This is a genomic window from Aestuariivivens insulae (genome assembly GCF_022662195.1).
GTDB classification, from domain to species: Bacteria; Bacteroidota; Bacteroidia; order Flavobacteriales; family Flavobacteriaceae; genus Aestuariivivens; species Aestuariivivens insulae.
The window spans coordinates 1-20,947 of record NZ_JAKMCS010000015.1 but is presented as its reverse complement, the minus strand read 5'-3'; the positions used below and the strand labels follow the sequence as shown (position 1 = coordinate 20,947).

The window sequence follows — 20,947 nt, the reverse complement described above, 5'->3', positions numbered from 1 at the left end:
AGTGAAAATCCTTTTTGTGTCGCCCTGAACATAGGTTGAAAATAATATATATATTCTTTGAACGCACCATGCAAAGCAACGAAAGGTGAAGCACAAAAAGATTGTAACGGAAAGCCCGACCCTGACCTTTACCGTCAGGGTAACGCCCAAAAAAGAATAATTTAAAGATAAAATTTAGAGTGATGCAAGATTTTTTAGAACAGTACCAAACAGTTTTAGAGCATGAAGTAGCGACTTGGTTTAAAGTGGGTAGTGTATCCGATTTTCCAGAGAATAGCGGCGCCTGTATAAAATATAAAACCAAGCAAATAGCAGTCTATAATTACACAAGAATGGGGAAGTGGTATGCTTGCCAAAATATGTGCCCCCACAAAATGGAGAATGTATTGGCTCTTGGGATGATAGGTGATAAAGATGGTATTCCTAAAGTAGCCTGCCCCATGCATAAAAAGAACTTTTCATTAGAGGACGGATCTAATTTGGGAGGTGAAGATTATAAAATTGCTACTTATCCTGTTAAAATTGAAGAAGGAAATGTGTATATTGGCTTTGTAGATTAATCATCCCAATAGCATCATTATGAAACCAACACGATTTGAGACGGCCATAGCATTAATTGATAAAAAAAACGCAGAAGACATAAATACATACCCAGTTAGTGGTATGGAATACCCGAAGGAATTGCTGTATTCACAGCGTATGACGCGAAAATTGTTGCAGTTTGAACCTAATGCATCTAAAGCTTTGCAAATAGCGGCACGAGCACAACATATTTGTAGATGGAAGATTGCAAGGGATGAATACCCCATGGATAGAGTAGGGTATTTAAAATGGCGTGAAACCCTTAAAAAGATGCATGCCGAAATTACTGCTGATATTTTAAAGCAAGTAGGGTATGACGACCAATACATAGAGCGGGTTTCCCAACTTATAACCAAAAAGTTAATTAAGAAGAACGAAGAGTCCCAAACATTGGAAGATACAGTTTGCTTGGTTTTTCTTGACTATTATTTTGAAGAGTTTGCTGCGAAGCACCCCGAAGAAAAAGTAATAGATATTCTTCAAAAAACCTGGAAAAAAATGTCTGAAAAAGGACATGAAGCTGCATTGAAGCTCAATTATTCTGATAAAAACCTTTCGTTGGTAAAGCAGGCTTTAGGGATATAATAAAATAACGGTTGGTAATGGCTAGCAAACGTAATTCATTAGATCAAAGTACTTTTGAACGATTACGTCGTTTATATATTATAGCATTAAGTGCCATTGCTTTGTCGGTTATTGTTAGTCAGTTTTTAATTAGAAAACACTTAAAAGATCAAGAAAGCGACTCGGGTGTTATCAACGTAGCCGGTAGGCAGCGTATGTTGAGCCAGAAACTCACCAAGGAAATTTTATCACTTTCAACAGAGAATGATTATAGTCAAAGGATTGTTACAAAAGATAATTTAAAGCATACTTTATCTGTTTGGACCCTATCGCATAATGCATTACAAAAAGGAAATGATAACTTAGGCTTGCCAGGAAACAATAGCATGATTGTTTCTAAAATGTTCGATGAAATCAATCCGACATTTAAGGCTATCAAAGAAGCTTCTGAAACTATTATACGACAAATTGAAGGTACCCCCAATATTTTAACCCAAGACTTTTTTAGTAGTGTTGAAACCGTAAAACAAAATGAAGTAGGCTTTTTGCAGAAAATGGATGCTATTGTAAACCAATACGATCTAGAAGCCGAAGAAAGGGTGGCATGGTTACGAAAACTGGAACTCTTGTTAATGGCATTTACCTTGTTGGTGTTATTGGCAGAATTCCTTTTTATTTTCTGGCCCACAGCCAAAACCGTAAAACGAAGTTTATCTGAATTGATCCTTGCCGAAAAGAAAGCCAAGGAAATGGCCTATAATGCGGATGTTTTAAGTGAAGCCAAAGAAAAGTCTATTAAAGAATTGCGGGCTTTGACCCATGCTATGGATGAAACACTGTTGTTTGCTCGAATCACTTCAGAAGGAAGGGTTGTTCATATGGGGAATAAGTTTTCGAGGCTTTTTAAATTTAATAGATTTAAGGCCAGTGCCAGTTTTTCCGAAATCCTGTCCACCCATGAAAATGAGCGCATGGTTATTGATGATTTGGTCTCGAAATATAAAAAGACAGGCTGGCAAGGCGAACTTAAAGCAACTACAAAAGACGGTGAAGGCATTTGGTTGGAAATGGCAATCATTCCGTTTAGTCCTACCGACGATAAATCTGAATTACTTATTATAGCTTCCGATATTACAAAACGAAAAGCAGGGCAACTTGAAATTGAGCGACTGACTAAGGAAAGCTTTGAGGAGAAAATGAATCAGCAAAAGATCATCTCCAGCAAAATTATTGAGAACCAAGAAAAAGAGCAAAACCGTATTGCAAAAGATGTACATGATGGCATAGGCCAAATGCTAACAGGGTTAAAGTATAATTTGGAGAGTATCGATGTTTCAGATACCGCCAAAACGGCTACTAAAATTGAGCATTTAAAAGAGTTGACAACCAACATAATTAAAGGCGTACGCACGGCAACTTTTAACTTAACCCCACCAGAATTAACAGACCATGGCATTGTTCCCGCCTTAACAAAACTCACCAAAGAGTTAGCTAAACTTACCGGGAAGGACATATTGCTTTTTAATAAAACCGATTTTAATGAGCGCTTAGATTCGCTCACCGAAATCAATATTTACAGGATAACACAAGAAGCTATTAACAATGCTATAAAGTACGCCGATTCAACCCATATTTTAGTGTCGTTGTCCAGTAGCAAGAATATATTAAGTGTTGTAATAGATGATAATGGAAAGGGTTTCGAACCAGATAAGGTGGAGCGTGTTAAAAATGGCGATGGCGGAATGGGGTTAACTTTTATGCGCGAACGTATTAAGTATATTAACGGTCGCTTATTCCTTCATTCCGAACCAGGAAAAGGAACACGTGTGACGCTTAATATTCCATTAGGAAAAATGTAGTTTCATCCTTTATTTAAGCTACAGTATTAAAAAACAAGTAATTACGTAGTGATACTTAATTTTCTTATTTTTGCTGAAATAACGAGTAACTTATGGACAAAATTCAAGTAGTACTGGCAGATGACCATGAATTAGTAAGAGATGGCATAAAAGCCCTATTAGAGGACCAGAAAGGTATTGAGGTGATCGCCGAGGCTTCAGATGGAAAGGAAGCCTTGGAAGTTATTGCGGAGCATAAACCACATATACTAATTGTGGATATTAGAATGCCAGAAATGAATGGTATTGAGGTTGTTAAAGAAGTCAATATACACCACAAGGATGTTCGTACATTGGTACTGTCTATGCACGATTCAGAAGAATATGTTGTAAAGTCCATTCAAGCTGGTGCAGATGGTTATTTGCTGAAAGGCGCTAGTAAGGATGAGTTCTTAAAGGCCTTGAATAGGGTGGCCTCTGGAGGTAAATATTTTACAGGAGATGTGTCTGCTATTATTATGAATAATTTTGTTAATAGACCCAGCATAGCTCAAGAGCCCCAAAAGCAACCCGTAGAACTTCCCTTTAAGCTTACCAAGCGCGAAAAGCAAATACTCAGTTTGGTTTTGGAATTGAAAAACAATAAAGATATCGCCGAAGAGTTAGGAATTAGTAAGCGTACGGCAGAAGTCCATCGATTTAATTTAATGAAAAAGTTGGAAGTTTCTAATTTAAAAGAGCTTACAGAAAAGGCTAAGACGTATCAGTTATACTAAAGTCCTTACGTTTATGGATTAATAAAATGAATTTATTAATCCCCACTTTTATTTAAATTGAAAAAATAGCTCCAGTTAATTGTCAATTTCATATTTATTTTAAAAACACTTATTTTTTCTAAGTATTATTACGTAAAATTACTTAGTTTTGGTTTTAAGAATACGTAGTTTATTCGTGTAAAAGTTTTAAAACCTTAATTAAATTGTAATGAACGTAACAAAAGGAGCTAATAAGACCCTGTTTTTAAACACCCTATCATTTACATTCTGTTTTGCCGCTTGGCTGTTGAATGGGATATTAGTTACTTTTTTAGTTGATAACCAGGTTTTTGACTGGAGTGCAGTGGAAATTGGTTGGTTAATTGGAATTCCGGTATTAACTGGAGCTATATTTAGGTTGCCCGCAGGCATATTAACAGATAAGCTAGGTGGCAAACCAGTTTTTGTGGGCTTATTGGTAATATGTGCAATACCCATGTATTTGTTGTCTTATGCAAATGATTTTTGGTCCTTTGCACTCTGTAGCTTAGGCTTTGGTATTACTGGTGCAAGCTTTGCCGTCGGGATTGCTTTTTCGTCCATTTGGTTTCCCAGAGAAAGGCAAGGTGTTGCTTTGGGGATATTTGGAGCAGGAAACGCTGGTGCTGCGATAACTACTTTGGTAGGACCTAAACTTTTAGATTATCTTACCGATGGAAAAACCAATTTGGAAGGCTGGAGAGAGATGCCCAAAATTTATGCAGCCTTTTTAATACTCATGGCCATTGTTTTCTTTTTTACTACTAAAAACAAAAAACCAATTTCGAGTACTAAAAACTTGGCTGGCATGTTGCAGCCCCTTAAAAGTGTAAGGGTTTGGAGGTTTGGGTTATATTACTTTTTGGTATTTGGTTGTTTTGTTGCATTTGCTGGTTGGTTAGTGCCATACTATACCAACGTGTATGCCGTTGACTTAGCAACAGCGGGCTTTTTGGCCTCATGCTTTAGTTTGCCATCTGGTGTTATTAGGGCATTTGGAGGCTGGCTTTCGGATAAATTTGGAGCTAGAAAAGTGATGTATTGGGTTCTAGGTACGTCGCTAATATTTAGCGCGGCCTTGATTATCCCTAGAATGAATATTTATGCTGCAGGTAAAGGAATTATGGCGAAAACATCTGGAGTTGTTACCAACGTCACTCCAACCTACATTGAATTGGACGGCGTTGCATACCCACTGCAGGTAAAAGGAGATAAATTAGCTAATGCAGATGATGGGTTTCACCTATTGCCTGTTAAGGAATCATGGCAACAAGCCTTGGTAAAAAAAGGAGATGTTGTTAAAAAGAAACAGTTAATAGCTGAAGGGAAAACACATATATATTTTCAAGCCAATCTTTGGATATTTGCTATAATTGCTATAATAATAGGTTCTATATGGGGTATAGGGAAGGCAGCTGTTTATAAGCATATTCCAGATTATTTCCCCGAAGAAGTCGGTGTTGTTGGAGGTATGGTTGGTGTCCTTGGGGGACTTGGAGGCTTCTTTTGCCCAATAATTTTCGGGTACCTTTTAGAAGGCACAGGATTATGGTCTAGCTGCTGGATTTTAATGTTGATTTTATCGGCCATATGCTTGGTTTGGATGCATAGGGTTGTTCAAAAAATGGCAGATAAAGCCACACCGCAGCTAATGAATAAATTTGAAGAGTTTGAAGAATTTGATACGGTTGAAACGATTAAAGTTAAGGTTTAAACTAAAGAGAGGTTAATTTAAATTGAAGCCAGTAAAGGTCATCTTTACTGGCTTTTTTTATAGGATAGGATATTTATCGATTTTATAGTCAAGAATTTAATACTAACTTTTTTTTACCAATTCCTTAAAATCACTATTCTATATTTATCAATCTAATATTTTTTGTTGATTACTTATTATACTTGTACTGTAATTAAGTATTTATACGTAATTTTACATTACCTAGTGTATTGAAATACATTTTTGATTTAAAATGGTTTTTGAAGAGATTGTTTAAAATTCGTAAAAATGCTGATGTATGGTTAAAAATGAAGTAAAAACAACATGTTCCTATTGTGGTGTTGGCTGCGGTATTATTGTTAAAAAGGATAACAACAATAAGGTTATTGTTGAAGGCGATAAAGATCATCCAGTTAATAAAGGGATGCTTTGCTCTAAAGGAAGGAACCTGCATTATGTTGTTAACGATACTTCAGACAGAATTCTATATCCAGAAATGCGTTGGAGCCGTTCGCATCCCTATGAACGGGTGAGTTGGGACACTGCTTTGGATAGAGCGGCAAACGTTTTTAAATCAATTATAAAGAAACACGGGCCCGATAGTGTTGGATTTTATGTTTCTGGACAAAGCTTAACAGAAGAGTATTATATAGCCAATAAATTAACAAAAGGGTTTTTGGGAACAAATAACATAGATACCAATTCAAGGTTATGTATGAGCTCTGCTGTGGTTGGTTATAAAAAGACTTTTGGAGAGGATAGTGTGCCTATTTCTTATGCCGATATTGAATTGGCAGATACATTTTTAATTACCGGTGCTAATCCTGCATGGTGCCATCCCATTTTATTCAGACGCCTAGAAAAACATAAAGAAGAGAATCCAGATGTTCAGATTATAGTAGTTGATCCTAGGAAAACAGATACAGCAAGTTTTGCAGATTTACATTTACAGGTTTTGCCTGGAACAGATGTCATTCTATATAATGCTATTGGTAGGAGGTTATACGAACGTGGACTTATAGATGAGGATTTTATAAAACATCATACCGAAGGGTTTGAAGCCTATAAAGCGCAAATATTTGAAACCAAGATAAGTAAGGCGGCCAAACTGTGTGGTGTAGCCGAAAAAGATATTAAAAAGGCCGCCGATATTATCGGGTTGTCCAAAGGCTTTATTAGTATGTGGGCAATGGGGCTTAACCAAAGTGTGGTTGGGGTAAATAAAAATGTAGCCCTGTTAAACCTTTCTTTAATAACGGGCCAGGTAGGAAAACCTGGTTCCGGACCATTCTCGCTTACAGGGCAACCCAATGCTATGGGAGGTCGCGAAGTAGGAGGAATGGCCAACCTTTTGGCTGTTCATAAGGATTTGATGAACGAGGAACATAGACGGGAAGTAGCCCAATTTTGGGGTGTTGAAAAAATTAACCCTAAACCAGGGTTAACAGCCACGGAAATGTTTGATGCCCTAGAGTCTGGCAAATTGAAAGCCATTTGGATAGCCTGTACCAATCCGTTGGTAAGCCTTCCAAATACCAACCGTATAGAAAGGGCGATGAAGCAAGCAAAATTCGTGGTAGTACAAGACATTTCACATCGTTCAGATACGGTTAAATTTGCCGATTTGGTATTGCCGGCAGCAGGTTGGCTGGAAAAAGAAGGCACTATGACCAATTCTGAGCGCCGTATTTCATATTTGCCAAAAGAGATAGACCCACCAGGAGAGGCAAGACCAGATGTAGAGATCTTTTGCGATTTTGCACAACGTATGGGCTTTCGTGGGTTTAACTACAATAGTGCCGAAGAGATTTACGACGAGTACTGTGCCATGACCAAAGGGACGAATATAGACGTATCCTATCTAAACTATGACAGACTGAAAAATGAAGGGACATTCCAATGGCCGGTAAATGAATATAGACACGAAGGGACGCCTCGCTTGTTTCAGGATAAAGTATTTTATACCCCATCAAAAAAGGCCATTTTTAATGTCGTTACTACGATAGAGAATACATCGGTACAGCCTAGTCCAGATTACCCCCTAATACTAACAACGGGTCGTGTTCGAGACCAGTGGCATACCATGACCAAAACAGGAAAGGTATCACGTTTAAAGACGCATTATCCAAAACCGGTGTTGGAAATCAATCCAGTTGATGCGTATTTAAACAAGATTAAAGATGGGGATATTACCGAGGTTTTAGGAGAAAATGGTCAGGTAAGAGTTAGGGCCAAAGTAACGGAATCCATTAAAAAAGGCGTGGTGTTTTTACCCATGCATTGGGGAAAACAGTTGCAAAACGATTTTAATAGGGCCAATAACTTAACCAATACCCATGTTGATCCGGTATCTAAGGAGCCTGATTTTAAATTCACAAGGGTGTCTGTTTCTAAGTACGAAAAACCAAAAGAGAAAATTGTCATCGCCGGTGCAGGCGCGGCATCGTTTCGTTTTATTCAAGATTATAGAGATCAAAACGAAAAAGACGAGATTCATGTGTTTTCAAAAGAACCTAACTTGTTTTATAACAGGGTACTGCTTCCAGAGTACGTCACTGAAGAATTGAGTTGGGAGCAATTATTAAAAATTAAGCAATTAGAATTAGATAAGCTTAATGTACACTTGCATCCAGAGACCTTTATAACAAAACTGGATTCCGAGAAAAAAACAGTAACAGATAGTAATGGAGAAGCCCATACATTCGATAAATTAATTTTGGCTACGGGTAGTCGTGCCTTTATTCCTAGGGATGTTCAAATAGATCTTCCAGGGCGCTTTACCATGCGTAATAAAGTAGATGCCGACAGATTTAAAGCCTATTTAGAAGATACTGGTTTGCCTGCAGAAGAACAGCATGTCGCTATTGTTGGTGGCGGGTTATTGGGCTTGGAGCTGGCAGCGGCCTTAAAGCATAAAAATGTAAAAGTTACCATAGTACAACGCGCTTCACGACTCATGGAACGCCAGTTAGATAAAGTTTCAAGTAAGTTACTGGCATTGGACGTTCAGGAACGAGGCATTCAGATTTATTTTGATAATGAAGTGAGTACCGTATTTGATGATGAAGATACAGGTGAATTAAATATAAGCCTAAAAAGTGGAAAGCTCTTCACCGCAAACGCCATTGTATATGCCATAGGAACCATACCAAATATTGAAATAGCCAAGGAAAGTGGAATTAAATGCGGGCGAGGCGTGGTCGTAAATCAGCATTTACAATCGTCTGACCCCGATGTTTTTGCCATTGGTGAAATTGCAGAATTTAACAATCAGTTATTCGGAATCACTTCAGCGGCTGAAGAACAAGCTGTTATTTTAGCAAACTTTATTGCTGGCGATGTTAGTAGTACCTATGACGGTTCTGTTCTTATGAATATATTGAAATTCAATGATTTAAATTTATGCAGCATCGGAGATATTAATGTGCCTGAAAACGATTTGAGCTATGAGGAAGTGGTATTTACAGATATTTCAAAGCGTTACTACAAAAAATGTATTGTTAAAGATGATTTATTGGTTGGAGCGGTTCTAATGGGGGATAAGAATGAATTTGCAGAATTCAAGACCTTAATAGAAAGTAAAATTGAAATGTCCGAGAAACGCAATACCTTGCTAAGAGGGACTTCAAATGATAAACCGGTAATAGGAAAGCTAATTTGTTCCTGTAGCCAGGTTGGTGAGGGCAACGTAGAGGAAGCTATTGCAAAGGGATGTACGGATTTTACTGAATTATGTAAACAAACAGGAGCTGGTTTAGGCTGTGGTAGTTGTAAAACCGAAGTTAGGGATATACTTCATAAATCAAAAGTATTGGCATAATGGAAGAACGATATAGATTAATGATAAGCGGAGGTGTGTTGTCTCCAGGAGAACTAAAGTATATTTGTGAAGCCGCAGAAGGCCTGGGGTTGGACGCCATTTCTTTTGGATCTCGACAGGATATTATTTTTCCAGAAAAAATAGACGAGGCAAAATTTAATCAGTTTGATAAGATTAAGTTTGTAAAACCTAAGCGTGACAAGGTTGAAAATATAGCTTCTTCCTATGTTTCAGCAGAAATTCTATCCAGTACATCATGGCTTACCAGTGATAAGTACCTGTATATTTTAGAGCAGTTTAAATACAAGCCTAAATTACGTGTAAATGTTACCGATCCGAAGCAAAGACTGGTGCCACTGTTTACCGGAAATGTCAATTTTATAGCCTCACAGCATGAAGATTATTGGTATTTGTATGTCAGGCTACCAGGTTGGAAAAAAACGTTAATGTATCCTGCGCTTATCTATAGCTGGGACATGAGTAAAATTGTAAGCGGTATAGAAGGGGTTTTAATTGAAGAACCAGAAACGATTGAGACGGTTTTTGAATTGGTTAGTGATGCCGTGGACACCAATAATAGGACCGTAGATAAACCTTTGGATGTACCATTTTATCCTTTTCCATATTATGAAGGAATGAACCGTATTGGTACAGATCGCTATTGGCTTGGGCTATATTGGAGAAACAATAGGTACGATCTGGCGTTTTTAAAGGCTATGTGCGATTTATGTGCTGAAAACAAAATAGGTAAAATATCAATAACCCCTTGGAAATCTTTTATTGTTAAAGGTATCCCGGAGAAGAATAGGCTACAATGGGAAAAGCTTTTGGGTAAGTTTGGTATAAATGTGAGGCATTCTATGTTGGAGATGAATTGGCATGTTCCAGTAAATGATAAGGACGCTTTAAACCTAAAAAAATATTTAGTGACCAATTTTGACCAAAATGATATAAGCACCTATGGTTTAACTTTTGGTATTACCAGTTACGATAGCGATACCTATAATTTCACTTCAATTGTAGTGGAAAAGAATAGGCAACCCGATAATATAGGAGACTTTAAAATAAGGGATACCTATAACCTCTTGTACGCTAAAAATTTCGATCCAAATACCAGAGAGTATATTATGCACGTACAGGACGTAGATAAAGTAGAACTTCCTGGCCTGTTAATGGAACTGAGTAAGCTCTATTTTGAACAATTAGGAAATGAAAGAGAGGAAGAAGAAGAACAAGCTCAGCAAAAAGAGATGGTTGAAGAAAATGTCTATCAGTGTACAGATTGCTTAACGGTTTATAACGAAGTTTATGGCGATATTACCCAAGATATAGCGCCCAATACACCTTTTGAAAAACTCCCAGAGACTTACCAATGTTCATTATGCGAAGCGCCTAAAAGTAGTTTTGAGAAAAAAACATTGATAAAAACGCGTAAGGTTTAAGGCTTCATTTTAGGTGCTCATGGGACTTCTAAGCTTGTTGGCTTTCTTGGCCTTAATTAACATAGAAACTCACGTTAATTAGTATTTAAGGTGAATAATGTTTAAGAGTCCTAATGTCTCTTCGAGTTAAATTCTGGAAGAATTTAGTATCGAGAAGTACTTTAAAAGGGAGGTTTTTTTTGGATTTTCGATACATGCCAACAGTAAACGTCGACACACTCAAAACTGACATAAATTACTTATCGGTTATTCTCGTTATTTAATAAAAGTTTTAAGCTCTACAATTTCATAACTGTAACTTTAGTTTTTAAAACTTTTTTTGAAAGGATTATCAATGTTGACAGAGCGAAGTACAAGCAACGAGAAATCTCATAAAAAAATCATGATGTGATTCCTCATCGTTTGCTCTTCAAAGTACTTTCAATCAAAATATATTTTGATTTCAGTAACTTTCGGAATGATAACCAATGCTTCAGGATATTTTATTGTTCTATAAAAACAAAGGATTTGAAAAATTATTACGGTTTGTTTATCCTCCTATAGAAATCATACTACGGTTGTTAGAGTGCAATTTGGGGTCTTGTAACTTCTTTAACGTATTCATGCTTCCACGTATTTTAAATTTGCCTAAAACCGCTTTTTGAATAATGGGTTCAATAGATTTTCCTTGGCGTAAGGATGTTAATAAATCTGATTCGGTAGAGGAGAACAGGCAGTTTTTGAGTTGGCCATTGGCCGTTAACCGTAATCTATTACAGGAATCGCAAAACGGATTGGTTACCGAGCTTATAATCGCAAAGCTACCTTGAAACCCTTTTATCCTATAGTTTTTAGAGGTGTCGTTGGGTGCATCTTGCAAACGGTGTACTTGGTCTTCAGGAAAAGCATTGTACACGGTTTCCATAATAGATTTATAGGAAACCATTTTAGCCATATCCCATTTGTTACCGTCAAAAGGCATAAATTCTATAAAGCGAATGGTTAGGGGAAGGGTCTTGGTTAAATTAATAAAATCGATAATTTCATTATCGTTAAAATCCTTCATTAAGACGACGTTTACTTTAACTTTAAAGCCTTCAGAATTTAAAAGTAAAATATTGTTGTACACTTTTTCAAAATAATCCCGACGTGTAATATGCTTGAATTTTTCAGCATTGAGCGAATCTAAGCTTACGTTAATGGTTTTAATACCATTGGTCTTTAGGGTGTCGATATGTCTATCAACATTCACGGCATTTGTGGTAATACTAAGTTCAACAGAAAGCGAGGCTAATTTTTCCAAAATAACTGAAATATCTTTTCTCACCAAAGGCTCACCACCGGTTAACCGAATCTTGGTAACGCCATGCTCAACGAAGGTTTTGGCGATTTCGTAAATTTCCTCATAGCTCATTAAATGACCTTTAGGAGAAAGCTGTACCCCTTCAGCCGGCATGCAATAGGAACAGCGCAAATTGCAACGTTCTGTAAGCGATATACGCAAATAGCTATGCGCTCTACCGTGTGTGTCCTTCAATATATTTTTATGTTCTTTCATAATTCAAACCTCTAATCAAATCTCCAACTTCTAATGTCTAACATCTAATGTGCAACTAATCATGTCTTGCCCCCTTTAAAATTCTAAAGCTATGGAGCACAGCAGGGAAAATGGCGTCCATAGATTCTTTGGCGCCGTTTGTTGAGCCTGGCAGCGCCAATATTAAAGTATCTTTTATAGTGCCTGCCACACTACGTGATAACATAGAAAAAGGGGTGCGTTCTTGCCCATAATTACGGATGGCTTCTTCAATTCCGGGAATGTTTCTATCAAGAATAGGGCTTAAAGCCTCTGGTGTTACATCCCTGGCAGAAAGTCCGGTACCGCCTGTATAGATAACCATATCGATGCCCTGTTCTTGGTATGCTTTGGCTTTTTGCTGAATGATTTCCTTTTCATCAGGGATAATAACATACTCCGTTACTTTTACATTACAGGATTCCAGTTTTTTAATGATAGCCTTTCCGGCTTTGTCTTCTTTATGTCCTGCCGATATGGTATCACTACAAACGACAACGGCAGCCGTTAAATCGTTTCTAAAGCGGTCTTTAAAATCGGATTTCCCACCTTTTTTGGAAAGTAGTTTAATTTGGTGTATTTCAATGCCTTTGTCAATGGGTTTTAGCATGTCGTACATATTCAATGCCACAACGCTGGCGCCGTGCATGGCTTCAACTTCTACACCAGTTTTATAAATCGTCTTAACGGTAAACAAAACCGTGATTTCCAAACCGTCGATTTCGTATTCAACACCCGTAAACTCAATAGGTAAGGGGTGACAGTCCGGTAATAGGTCTGGTGTTCTCTTTACGCCCAATAAACCGGCCGCTTTGCTCATGGCAAAAACGTTGCCCTTAGGAACCGTATCGTTTTTTATGGCTTCTATGGTTTCTGGCTTACTAACCTTTACAATGGCCTGGGCCGTAGCGGTTCTTAATGTGGTGCTTTTATGTGTAATATCTACCATTGTTTGTTGTTTAGTGTTTGTTGTATAGTTGTGTTCGAATTAACGACTGTGTGTGCGACAAAAATCATTATTGTAGCTATTTAGTGTCCAGTCAATCGTAAATTGTTTAAAAGTTTAACATGTTTAGAGACTTGGCTCTTGGCTCTTGGTTCGTAAATCATAAATCGTTAATCGTTAATCGTTAATGCTATGTCGTACACCCTTAATAACTCATAAAATAACATCAATTATTCACTTTCCACTGATGCGTATCGTCTTCAAAAATTTCTTTTCCAAAAACAGGAACATCGGCTTTTATACGTTCTACGATATATTCCAAAGCTTTAAACACTTCTTTTCGTCTGGGAGAAGACACAAATACGAATAAGCATATTTCTCCAGCTTTTACCGTTCCCAGACTGTGGTAAATGTGCATGCATGTTAAGTTGAACTTTTCAAAAGCCGTTTCTCGTATATCATGGAACTTGGCATTGGCCATGTCTTCATAGGCTGTATACTCGATAGCGGTAATGGTCTTGCCATCGATGACATCGGCACGTACTTGCCCTAGAAAAATATTGTGCGCACCAATGCTGGTTTTGGTCTGGTGCTTGGCAATGGACTCACCAATAAATTCTGAAGGAATGGCCCCTTGCTTAAATACGTTTTTATGTTTGTGTTCTTTCATTTTTTTGTGTTTTTATTTATCGTATAATCATTAAAGGATAATCTTTAACTATTTCTTTTAACTGTAACTGATAATACTTGCTTTTTTATCCCCCCGCAAATGGGGGTAATAAAGCAATGTCGCCACCGGTTAGTTTCGTGCTATTGGAAACCAATTCCTGATTCTGTGCTATCTTAAAGCTTTTGTTTTTCAACTCCGGATATTTGACATATAAATGCTCAATAAGCTCCGATACCAAATGATTGGGGAACGAAATGGTTTCATTGGTTTGTTTGGTAACTTCAGCTATTTGTCCAAAATACTTAATGGTGATGTTCATTTTGTATCGTTTTAAATTCTTCTTTGGTGTTGATGTTTAAAGTATAAACCTGTTCTTCTTCTTTTAAGCTTATGGTTTTAACGGCACATTGGTTAACAGCGTATTGCAATCGTTTTTCTCCTTGTTGCAATAAGTTGTAAAAAGTGCTTGAACAGTCTTTTTTATATAGAGCAATAAGCGGCATGGTTCTATTATCGCTTTCAATTTGAATGATTTCAATAGTATCTTCGGAAGCGTCTATCAGTTGTTTTAAAATAGCCGTTTTAATTAAAGGGACATCACAGCTTAACACGAGGTTATAAGCTGTTTTGGAATGTTTTAATCCTGAATATACTCCCGCCAATGGGCCAGCATTTTTTATGTTATCTTCAATTCTTTCATAACCGAACACATCATAACCGGAATGGTCCGAAACAATTATTATTTCAGAAACCAGTGGCTTTAAAGCGTCGATGCAATACTGCACAAAAGGTTTTTGGTTGTATTCCATAAGCCCTTTGTCCGTTCCCATTCTAGTGCTTTTTCCTCCTGCTAAAACAATACCTGTTATGTGTTTTTTTTCTACCATCAAGTAAAAATCAATTTAAAGCAGGCTATAAGTAATACACCTGCAAGGATGTATCTTAGTTGGGTGTTGTTTATTTTTTTACTGCCAAGGTAGCCACCTAAAACCCCGCCAATTAATGCAATGGCAACCAATAAGAATGAGTCTGCTTCTAAAGTCACCCCACTGCTTAATTGCCCTATAAGACCAGAGGCAGAGTTAACCCAGATAAAAAGTGCCGAAACGGCTGCAGCTTCTTTCATTCTGCCCCAGTGCAACAATAATATTATTGGCGTTAAAATAATGCCGCCGCCAATGCCTATTAACCCAGAGAAAAAACCAATAACACCTCCAATAACCAATCCTTGCCATAGTTTTACTGGTTTTATGGTGCCATTTTCTTTTCCAAAAACGTTGAGCATTTTTAAAATGGCGAAGACCAATAGTACCGCTAATATTTTTTTATAGATGGAGGCATCAATTTCAATAGTACCTCCTAAAAAGGCCAAGGGGATGGATGTTAACGCGAACGATACAAACAGTTTTTTGTTGAAAAAACCACTTCTGAAATAATAATAAAATGAAATTCCAGCGACAAACAAGTTTAACAGTAGAGCAGTAGGTTTCATGGTTTCCGGTGCAAAAGAAAATAATGCCATGAGTGCTAAATAGCCACTGGCACCACCATGCCCAACACTTGAATATAAAAACGATACGATGGGTAGTATGGCTAAAAATAAATAGATGTATTCCTTTTGTAACATGTAATAAGTTTAAAGTTATAAGTGTCTAAAGTGCCTAAAGTGCCTAAAGTACTTGGAGTATTTAGAGTACTTAAAGTGCCTAAAGTGTCTAAAGTACTTGGAGTTATAAGTTGTTTTTCTAAACTTGCAGCTAATTCTTTATTGGTCATATTTTTGGTTTTTGTTTGAGTACTTAAAGTTAAAAGTGCCTAAAGTACTTAGAGTTAAAAGTGCCTAAAGTGCCTAAAGTACTTAGAGTTATAAGTTGCTTTTCTATACTTGTAGCAAATTCTTTATTGGTCATGCTTTAACTTTATATTTTTTATTCATTGACTTTAATCATTTTAAGTACTTTTAACTTAAGGCACTTCAAGTACTTATTGTTAGACTATACATTTTTATAATTTATTCGCAATTGAAGTGAAAATAGCTATCAATTCTTTTGCTTCCTTTCTTAATTCGTTTATATTATTGTTTCCCCAATTCAGCTCCTCAATAATTTCAAGCCAATAATCTGTTTCACTAGCTTCACTTAGACTAATTTTTATCTTGTTTTTGAAATCTTTTTTGCTACGGGAACGATTGGCCTCTCTATAATTTGCGCCTATACTTGTGCCCGATTTAGTGAGTTGATTTCGAAGAACCAAAGCTTCAGGAGTATTATGCAAATTCGTAGATAAATTAATCGTGGCAATGGCAAACTTTACAGTTCGCTTTTCTAAACTTGCAGCAAATTCTTTATTGTTCATATTTTTAGTTTATTGTTATAGTACTTAAAGTTAAAAGTGCCTAAAGTATTTAGAGTTAAAAGTGCCTAAAGTACTTGGAGTACTTGGAGTACTTAGAGTTAAAAGTTGTTTTTCTAAACTTGCAGCAAATTCTTTATTGGTCATATTTTGGTTTATTGTTTGAGTACTTAGAGTTATAAGTGCCTAAAGTACTTAGAGTATTTAGAGTACTTAGAGTTATAAGTTGTTTTTCTAAACTTGTAGCAAATTCTTTATTGGTCATGCTTTAACTTTATATTTTTTATTCATTGACTTTAATCATTTTAAGTACTCCAAACTTTAGGCACTTTAAGTATTTTTAACTTTAGGCACTTATAGATGTTCTATTCTTTCGAGTTCTTTATCTAAAAAATCCCAGCAATTTTGGTTGATGTCATCAAAGGTCTTTATTAAGGACTTGCCATAATCGGTTAATGTTGTGCCACCACCATTTTTACCTCCTGTACTATTTATGGTTACTGGTTTTTTAGCCGATTGGTTAACCGAATCCAAAAGATGCCATGCCTTTTTATAGGATAGGTTTAAAGCTTTAGCGGCTTTAGACAGCGATCCTGTTTGTGCAATAGCTTTTAACAATTGTACCCGGCCTTCACCTAATAGTACGTGTCCGTTAGATTCAATCCATATTCTGCTTTTTATAGTATAGCTCATAATTAAACGGGTAATAAAATGGTTTCAAGGGCATCGCCTATATTGATTCGGGTTTGTTCTTCCGACATAAAAACCAAGGCATTGGCAATAGCAAAGGTTTGTAGCATGGAGGAGTTTTGTCCTTCTAATATGCTTGTTTTTCCATTGCTATAAATGGCTTTTAAAAATTGCGGTCTATCACCTTTCTTTTCAAAGTTTGTTAGGGACTCAGCTTGTATTCTGGGTAATTCATCGGTTTGTTGATGCGTCATTTTTTGCAAAGCAATATAAACGTATACATAAAAGCAGGTGAGTGCGGCAGCGGGATTACCTGGTAAGGCAAAAACGGTAGTGTTATCTTTTTTTCCGAAGAATAAAGGCTTGCCAGGTTTTTGTTTTACCTTATAGAAAATGGTTTCAACCTGTAACTCATTTAAGGCCTTGCCCACAAAATCATAATCACCAACCGAAATCCCTCCGGTTATCAATACCATATCGAATTGGTTTATAACTTCATCTAAAAGTTGGTAGGTGCTCTCATAATTATCGGCTACCTTATAAATGGAAATGGCATTGTACCCCAAGCTTACTAGCGCATTGTATAGCATGCCTGAATTACTTTCATATATTTTTCCGTAACCAAGAGGTTGGCCAGCTTCAATAAGTTCATTTCCCGTAGTAACAATAGCGATACTTGGTTTTTTATAAACTTCTATTTCTGTAATCCCTAGTGAAGTCAAGTAGCCTACGCCCGCAGGTGTTATCGTTGTGCCTTTTTTTAGGGCCACTTCGCCAACCATTACTTGTTCACCCAATGGACGAATGTTGTGACCTTCGGGGATTTTAGAATCAAGGCTTATGCTATTGTCTGTTACAGTTACTTTTTCTTGCATCATTATGGCGTTTGCCGTATCTGGTACCGGTGCCCCAGTAAAAATTCTAACCGCATCTCCAGGTTTTAAAATAGGCTGATGTCCATCACCGGCCTTAACTTCTCCTATAAGATTATAATCAAGGTTATTGTGTAAGTTTATGGCATAGCCATCCATAGCCGATTGCCGAAAAGGAGGCATGTTTATGGGGGACAACACTTCATTTGCCAATATATACCCTAAGGCATCCTTTAGTTTTATTTTACTTGGCCCTAAGCTATTTGAATTGCTTTTAACAAGTTGCTTGGCCTGTTCTATTGTAATCATTTCTTGAGATAGAATATAATCGGTTGTATGGGTATCGTTATTTCTTTGCAAATATAACGCTTTTGTTTTTTTTATTCTTATGATAATTATCATTTAACAATTATAAATTTGAACTATATGTTGTCGAAATCTTGTTTTATAGTGCGCTTTAGTTAACATTCTATTGCATTGGGCTTGTTAAAGCCTTCTTAAATAATAGCTTTCCTAAACATAGAAGTGTATTTTTATGCACGCATAAACCAAGATTAAAATGAATAAGCGTACCACTTTATTTTTAGCGTCCTTTTTTATAACATTTTCATTTTTAGCTCAAGATATTTCGTTTGAAGATTATAACCCCAAGTCAACATTAGTTGTACCCGGGAAGGTTATAAAACGGGCTAAGTTTCCGTTTATTGATATTCACGGGCACCAATACCGAATGGCAACACAGGATCTAGCACCCGTTGTAGCTGCGATGGATACGCTTAATATGCAGATTATGGTTAATCTAAGCGGACGTTCTGGTGATGCTTTAAAACAGGCGGTAGCCAACATTAAGAACAATTACCCGAATAGGTTTGTGGTTTTTGCCAATATCGATTTTAATGGGGCAGGGGCACCAGGTTGGATTGAGAAAACGGTGGCACAACTTAAGGAAGATGTTAAACAAGGGGCTAGGGGTTTAAAAGTGTATAAGAGTTTGGGCATGTACAATAAGGATGTGGATGGTAAACGTTTGGCTGTAGATGACGACCATTTGGCCCCCATTTGGGAAACCTGTGGAGCATTGGGTATTCCTGTGCTTATTCATTCGGCTGATCCCAAGCCATTTTGGGATGAATTTAATGGCGATAACGAACGCTGGCTGGAATTGAAAACCCATCCAAGGCGCAAACGTGGCGCTAACGACCCTGCGCCATGGGAACAAATTATTGCGGAACAACACCGTATGTTCAAAAAGCATCCCAATACCACGTTTATCAATGCCCATATGGGATGGTTTGCCAATGATTTAGGGCGATTGGGTAAATTGCTCGACGACATCCCCAATATGAATGTTGGCATAGGCGCCATTATAGCTGAACTGGGTAGGCAACCCCGATTTGCCAAAGCCTTTTTTATCAAGTACCAGAATAGGATTTTATTTGGTAAGGACAGTTGGAAACCAGAGGAATTCCCAACTTACTTTAGAGTGCTTGAGAGTGCCGATGAATATTTCCCCTACCATAAAAAATACCACGCCTTTTGGGCCATGTATGGACTGGACTTACCCGACGAGGTCTTAAAAAAGGTGTACTATAAAAATGCGTTGCGTATTGTGCCGGGATTGGATAGGAGTTTGTTTGATGAGTAGGGGGGTATCCTTTTGATATTTTAAATGTGTAGCACTCGTTAGAGACGAGCCTAGCGGGGGAAATGGATTCCTTTTATATGGTTTTTACATTAACCTGAGGTGGCTTTTACTGCCCTTTAATACGGGTGAACTATGGGTAATCCTATGTTGAACCATTTTTTTCTATACGTTATAGGATCGTTAAGCATTGCATTGCTTTGGAGGTCTCTATTGCTTCGAATTTATCTTCTATAACTGTGCCAAAGGTAATTCCTGTCCATACTGTAATGGCTGCAAGCGATGGCATTGCTTTTGCCATGGGCATTTGTAGTTTGATTTGTATGTGTTGATGTTGTTTATTGGTTTGCAAGGGCTTTGTGTGGCATAGCTCTCCTAAAGTGTCCCAATGGGGTTCTAAAGGCTTATAGGCCGCACTATTGTTTTGCCATTGGTAAACTGAAACGCAGCTTACTGCTCCGGTTAGTTTAAAGTGTGTCGCCTTTTTGGGCTTTCTTTTTAAATTTGCTTCGCTACTTTTGGGAACGGTTATGGTTATTGCACGACTTCCTGTATTATGTTCTATTTTAATTGGCGCTGTATATATTTGCTTAAATGGGTTTGATTTATTGAGTTCGAATCCGATAAGTTTATTGGGTTGGTTTAAGAGGTTTGCTTCGCGTTTTCCTTGCTCTCCTCTTCCTTGTTGGATGATTAACCTACAGACTCCCGTTAAACGGCTTGCCATGTAGGTGTCCTTAAATTGTTTGGTTATTTCTCCCAAACCTGTTCTAATGGCTTTAGAGAGCAATACTGCCGCTGCAAATTCCTGATTGTTTGCCTTTACATTTGCAAAAGCAGGGTCGGTGTTGATGCGCTCTTTTGAAGGCCCTGAAGCTTTACGGGCAATATATTTACCATTAAGTTTGTAATAGCAAACTCCTTGTGTGGTTCCTTTGAGTTTAATGACGCCTTTTTGCTTTGCCACATTTTAATATTTATAGTTACCATAATTAAAACGTGTGTTTTTTATTTGTAGTATGTCGCTTACTTTTTAGAGGTTGGCCTTTTCCAAATTCTGCTTTTAAAGCTACCCTACAATACATTTTACGTCTTTTTAAGCCTCATAATTTTAGGGTGCAAGCAATTTACACGGTAAAATAAAAGCCCTTAAAAGGGCTTATTTGTATCTTGTTTTTAGAAAATTAAGGGTTTGTGCAAAGGCTACCGTTGTTGAACATATTTTTTATTTATTAAACTTCGACTTTATTTTATTCCATAAAGAGCTTTTTTCAACGTAAAGCTTATTAATCGATTCAGCTATTTTTTCCACTTGTCTTGTTTCATGATTCCAGCAATATTGGACTTGCAACAAAAAAATGGACTTTAAGTTGAATGACTAAGCTGCCTGTTTCTGGTTATACATATCTAATTCAAATTCTCTTATAGTTTTATTTCCTAAAAAGGAATGCCTTCTTTTATTATTG

18 protein-coding genes are annotated in these 20,947 nt (G+C 37.1%); 8 read left to right on the top strand and 10 right to left on the bottom strand.

Annotated features, from left to right (window positions below):
- The first annotated feature begins 182 nt into the window (after positions 1-182).
- From nirD to MR062_RS15000, 7 genes are all read left to right on the top strand, one after another.
- Positions 183-560, top strand: a complete 378-nt coding sequence (gene nirD / locus MR062_RS15030; protein ID WP_242205739.1) for a nitrite reductase small subunit NirD — start codon at positions 183-185, stop codon at positions 558-560.
- 19 nt (positions 561-579) lie between these two features.
- On the top strand, positions 580-1,167 hold the full coding sequence (locus MR062_RS15025; RefSeq protein WP_242205737.1) for a DUF4202 domain-containing protein: 588 nt from the start codon (positions 580-582) through the stop codon (positions 1,165-1,167).
- Positions 1,168-1,184: 17 nt separating this feature from the next.
- A complete protein-coding gene (locus MR062_RS15020; RefSeq protein WP_242205735.1) occupies positions 1,185-3,005 on the top strand; it encodes a sensor histidine kinase in 1,821 nt (606 codons plus the stop codon).
- A 92-nt stretch (positions 3,006-3,097) separates the two neighbouring features.
- A complete protein-coding gene (locus MR062_RS15015) occupies positions 3,098-3,760 on the top strand; it encodes a response regulator transcription factor (RefSeq protein ID WP_242205733.1) in 663 nt (220 codons plus the stop codon).
- A 208-nt stretch (positions 3,761-3,968) separates the two neighbouring features.
- Positions 3,969-5,492, top strand: coding sequence for an MFS transporter (locus MR062_RS15010; RefSeq protein WP_242205731.1), 1,524 nt, complete (start codon positions 3,969-3,971; stop codon positions 5,490-5,492).
- A 298-nt stretch (positions 5,493-5,790) separates the two neighbouring features.
- Entirely contained in the window at positions 5,791-9,312 is a 3,522-nt protein-coding gene (locus MR062_RS15005; protein ID WP_242205729.1) for a nitrate reductase, read from the top strand.
- The gene (locus tag MR062_RS15000; protein ID WP_242205727.1) at positions 9,312-10,754 is read left to right on the top strand and encodes a rubredoxin; all 1,443 of its coding nucleotides are present in this window, start codon (positions 9,312-9,314) and stop codon (positions 10,752-10,754) included. Before MR062_RS15005 ends, MR062_RS15000 begins: the two co-directional genes overlap by 1 nt.
- 529 nt (positions 10,755-11,283) lie before the next feature.
- On the opposite strand, the gene moaA is transcribed toward MR062_RS15000, so the two are convergent.
- The 9 genes from moaA to MR062_RS14955 form a co-directional block, all read right to left on the bottom strand.
- Positions 11,284-12,291, bottom strand: coding sequence for a GTP 3',8-cyclase MoaA (gene moaA, locus MR062_RS14995; protein WP_242205725.1), 1,008 nt, complete (start codon positions 12,289-12,291; stop codon positions 11,284-11,286).
- A gap of 55 nt (positions 12,292-12,346) precedes the next feature.
- Positions 12,347-13,258, bottom strand: a complete 912-nt coding sequence (gene moaCB / locus MR062_RS14990) for a bifunctional molybdenum cofactor biosynthesis protein MoaC/MoaB (protein ID WP_242205722.1) — start codon at positions 13,256-13,258, stop codon at positions 12,347-12,349.
- A 223-nt stretch (positions 13,259-13,481) separates the two neighbouring features.
- Positions 13,482-13,925 (bottom strand): molybdenum cofactor biosynthesis protein MoaE, encoded by a 444-nt coding sequence (locus tag MR062_RS14985; RefSeq protein WP_242205721.1) that lies wholly within the window; start codon positions 13,923-13,925, stop codon positions 13,482-13,484.
- A gap of 85 nt (positions 13,926-14,010) precedes the next feature.
- Positions 14,011-14,244, bottom strand: a complete 234-nt coding sequence (locus MR062_RS14980; protein ID WP_242205718.1) for a MoaD/ThiS family protein — start codon at positions 14,242-14,244, stop codon at positions 14,011-14,013.
- Positions 14,228-14,812, bottom strand: coding sequence for a molybdenum cofactor guanylyltransferase (gene mobA, locus MR062_RS14975; protein WP_242205716.1), 585 nt, complete (start codon positions 14,810-14,812; stop codon positions 14,228-14,230). The genes MR062_RS14980 and mobA overlap by 17 nt, the downstream gene beginning before the upstream one ends.
- Positions 14,812-15,552 carry a sulfite exporter TauE/SafE family protein gene (locus MR062_RS14970; RefSeq protein ID WP_242205714.1) on the bottom strand — a complete coding sequence of 247 codons (741 nt, stop codon included), beginning with the start codon at positions 15,550-15,552 and terminating at the stop codon, positions 14,812-14,814. Before MR062_RS14970 ends, mobA begins: the two co-directional genes overlap by 1 nt.
- A 377-nt stretch (positions 15,553-15,929) precedes the next feature.
- Positions 15,930-16,280 carry a four helix bundle protein gene (locus MR062_RS14965; protein ID WP_242205712.1) on the bottom strand — a complete coding sequence of 117 codons (351 nt, stop codon included), beginning with the start codon at positions 16,278-16,280 and terminating at the stop codon, positions 15,930-15,932.
- Positions 16,281-16,631: 351 nt separating this feature from the next.
- Positions 16,632-16,970: a winged helix-turn-helix domain-containing protein gene (locus MR062_RS14960; RefSeq protein ID WP_242205710.1), complete on the bottom strand. Its 339-nt coding sequence runs from the start codon at positions 16,968-16,970 to the stop codon at positions 16,632-16,634.
- Between the two features lie 2 nt (positions 16,971-16,972).
- On the bottom strand, positions 16,973-18,199 hold the full coding sequence (locus MR062_RS14955) for a molybdopterin molybdotransferase MoeA (protein WP_242205708.1): 1,227 nt from the start codon (positions 18,197-18,199) through the stop codon (positions 16,973-16,975).
- Between the two features lie 199 nt (positions 18,200-18,398).
- Between MR062_RS14955 and MR062_RS14950 the strand changes: the two genes are divergently transcribed.
- A complete protein-coding gene (locus MR062_RS14950; protein ID WP_242205707.1) occupies positions 18,399-19,484 on the top strand; it encodes an amidohydrolase family protein in 1,086 nt (361 codons plus the stop codon).
- Positions 19,485-19,653: 169 nt separating this feature from the next.
- On the opposite strand, the gene MR062_RS14945 is transcribed toward MR062_RS14950, so the two are convergent.
- Positions 19,654-20,448, bottom strand: a complete 795-nt coding sequence (locus tag MR062_RS14945) for a hypothetical protein (protein WP_242205705.1) — start codon at positions 20,446-20,448, stop codon at positions 19,654-19,656.
- Positions 20,449-20,947: the final 499 nt, after the last annotated feature.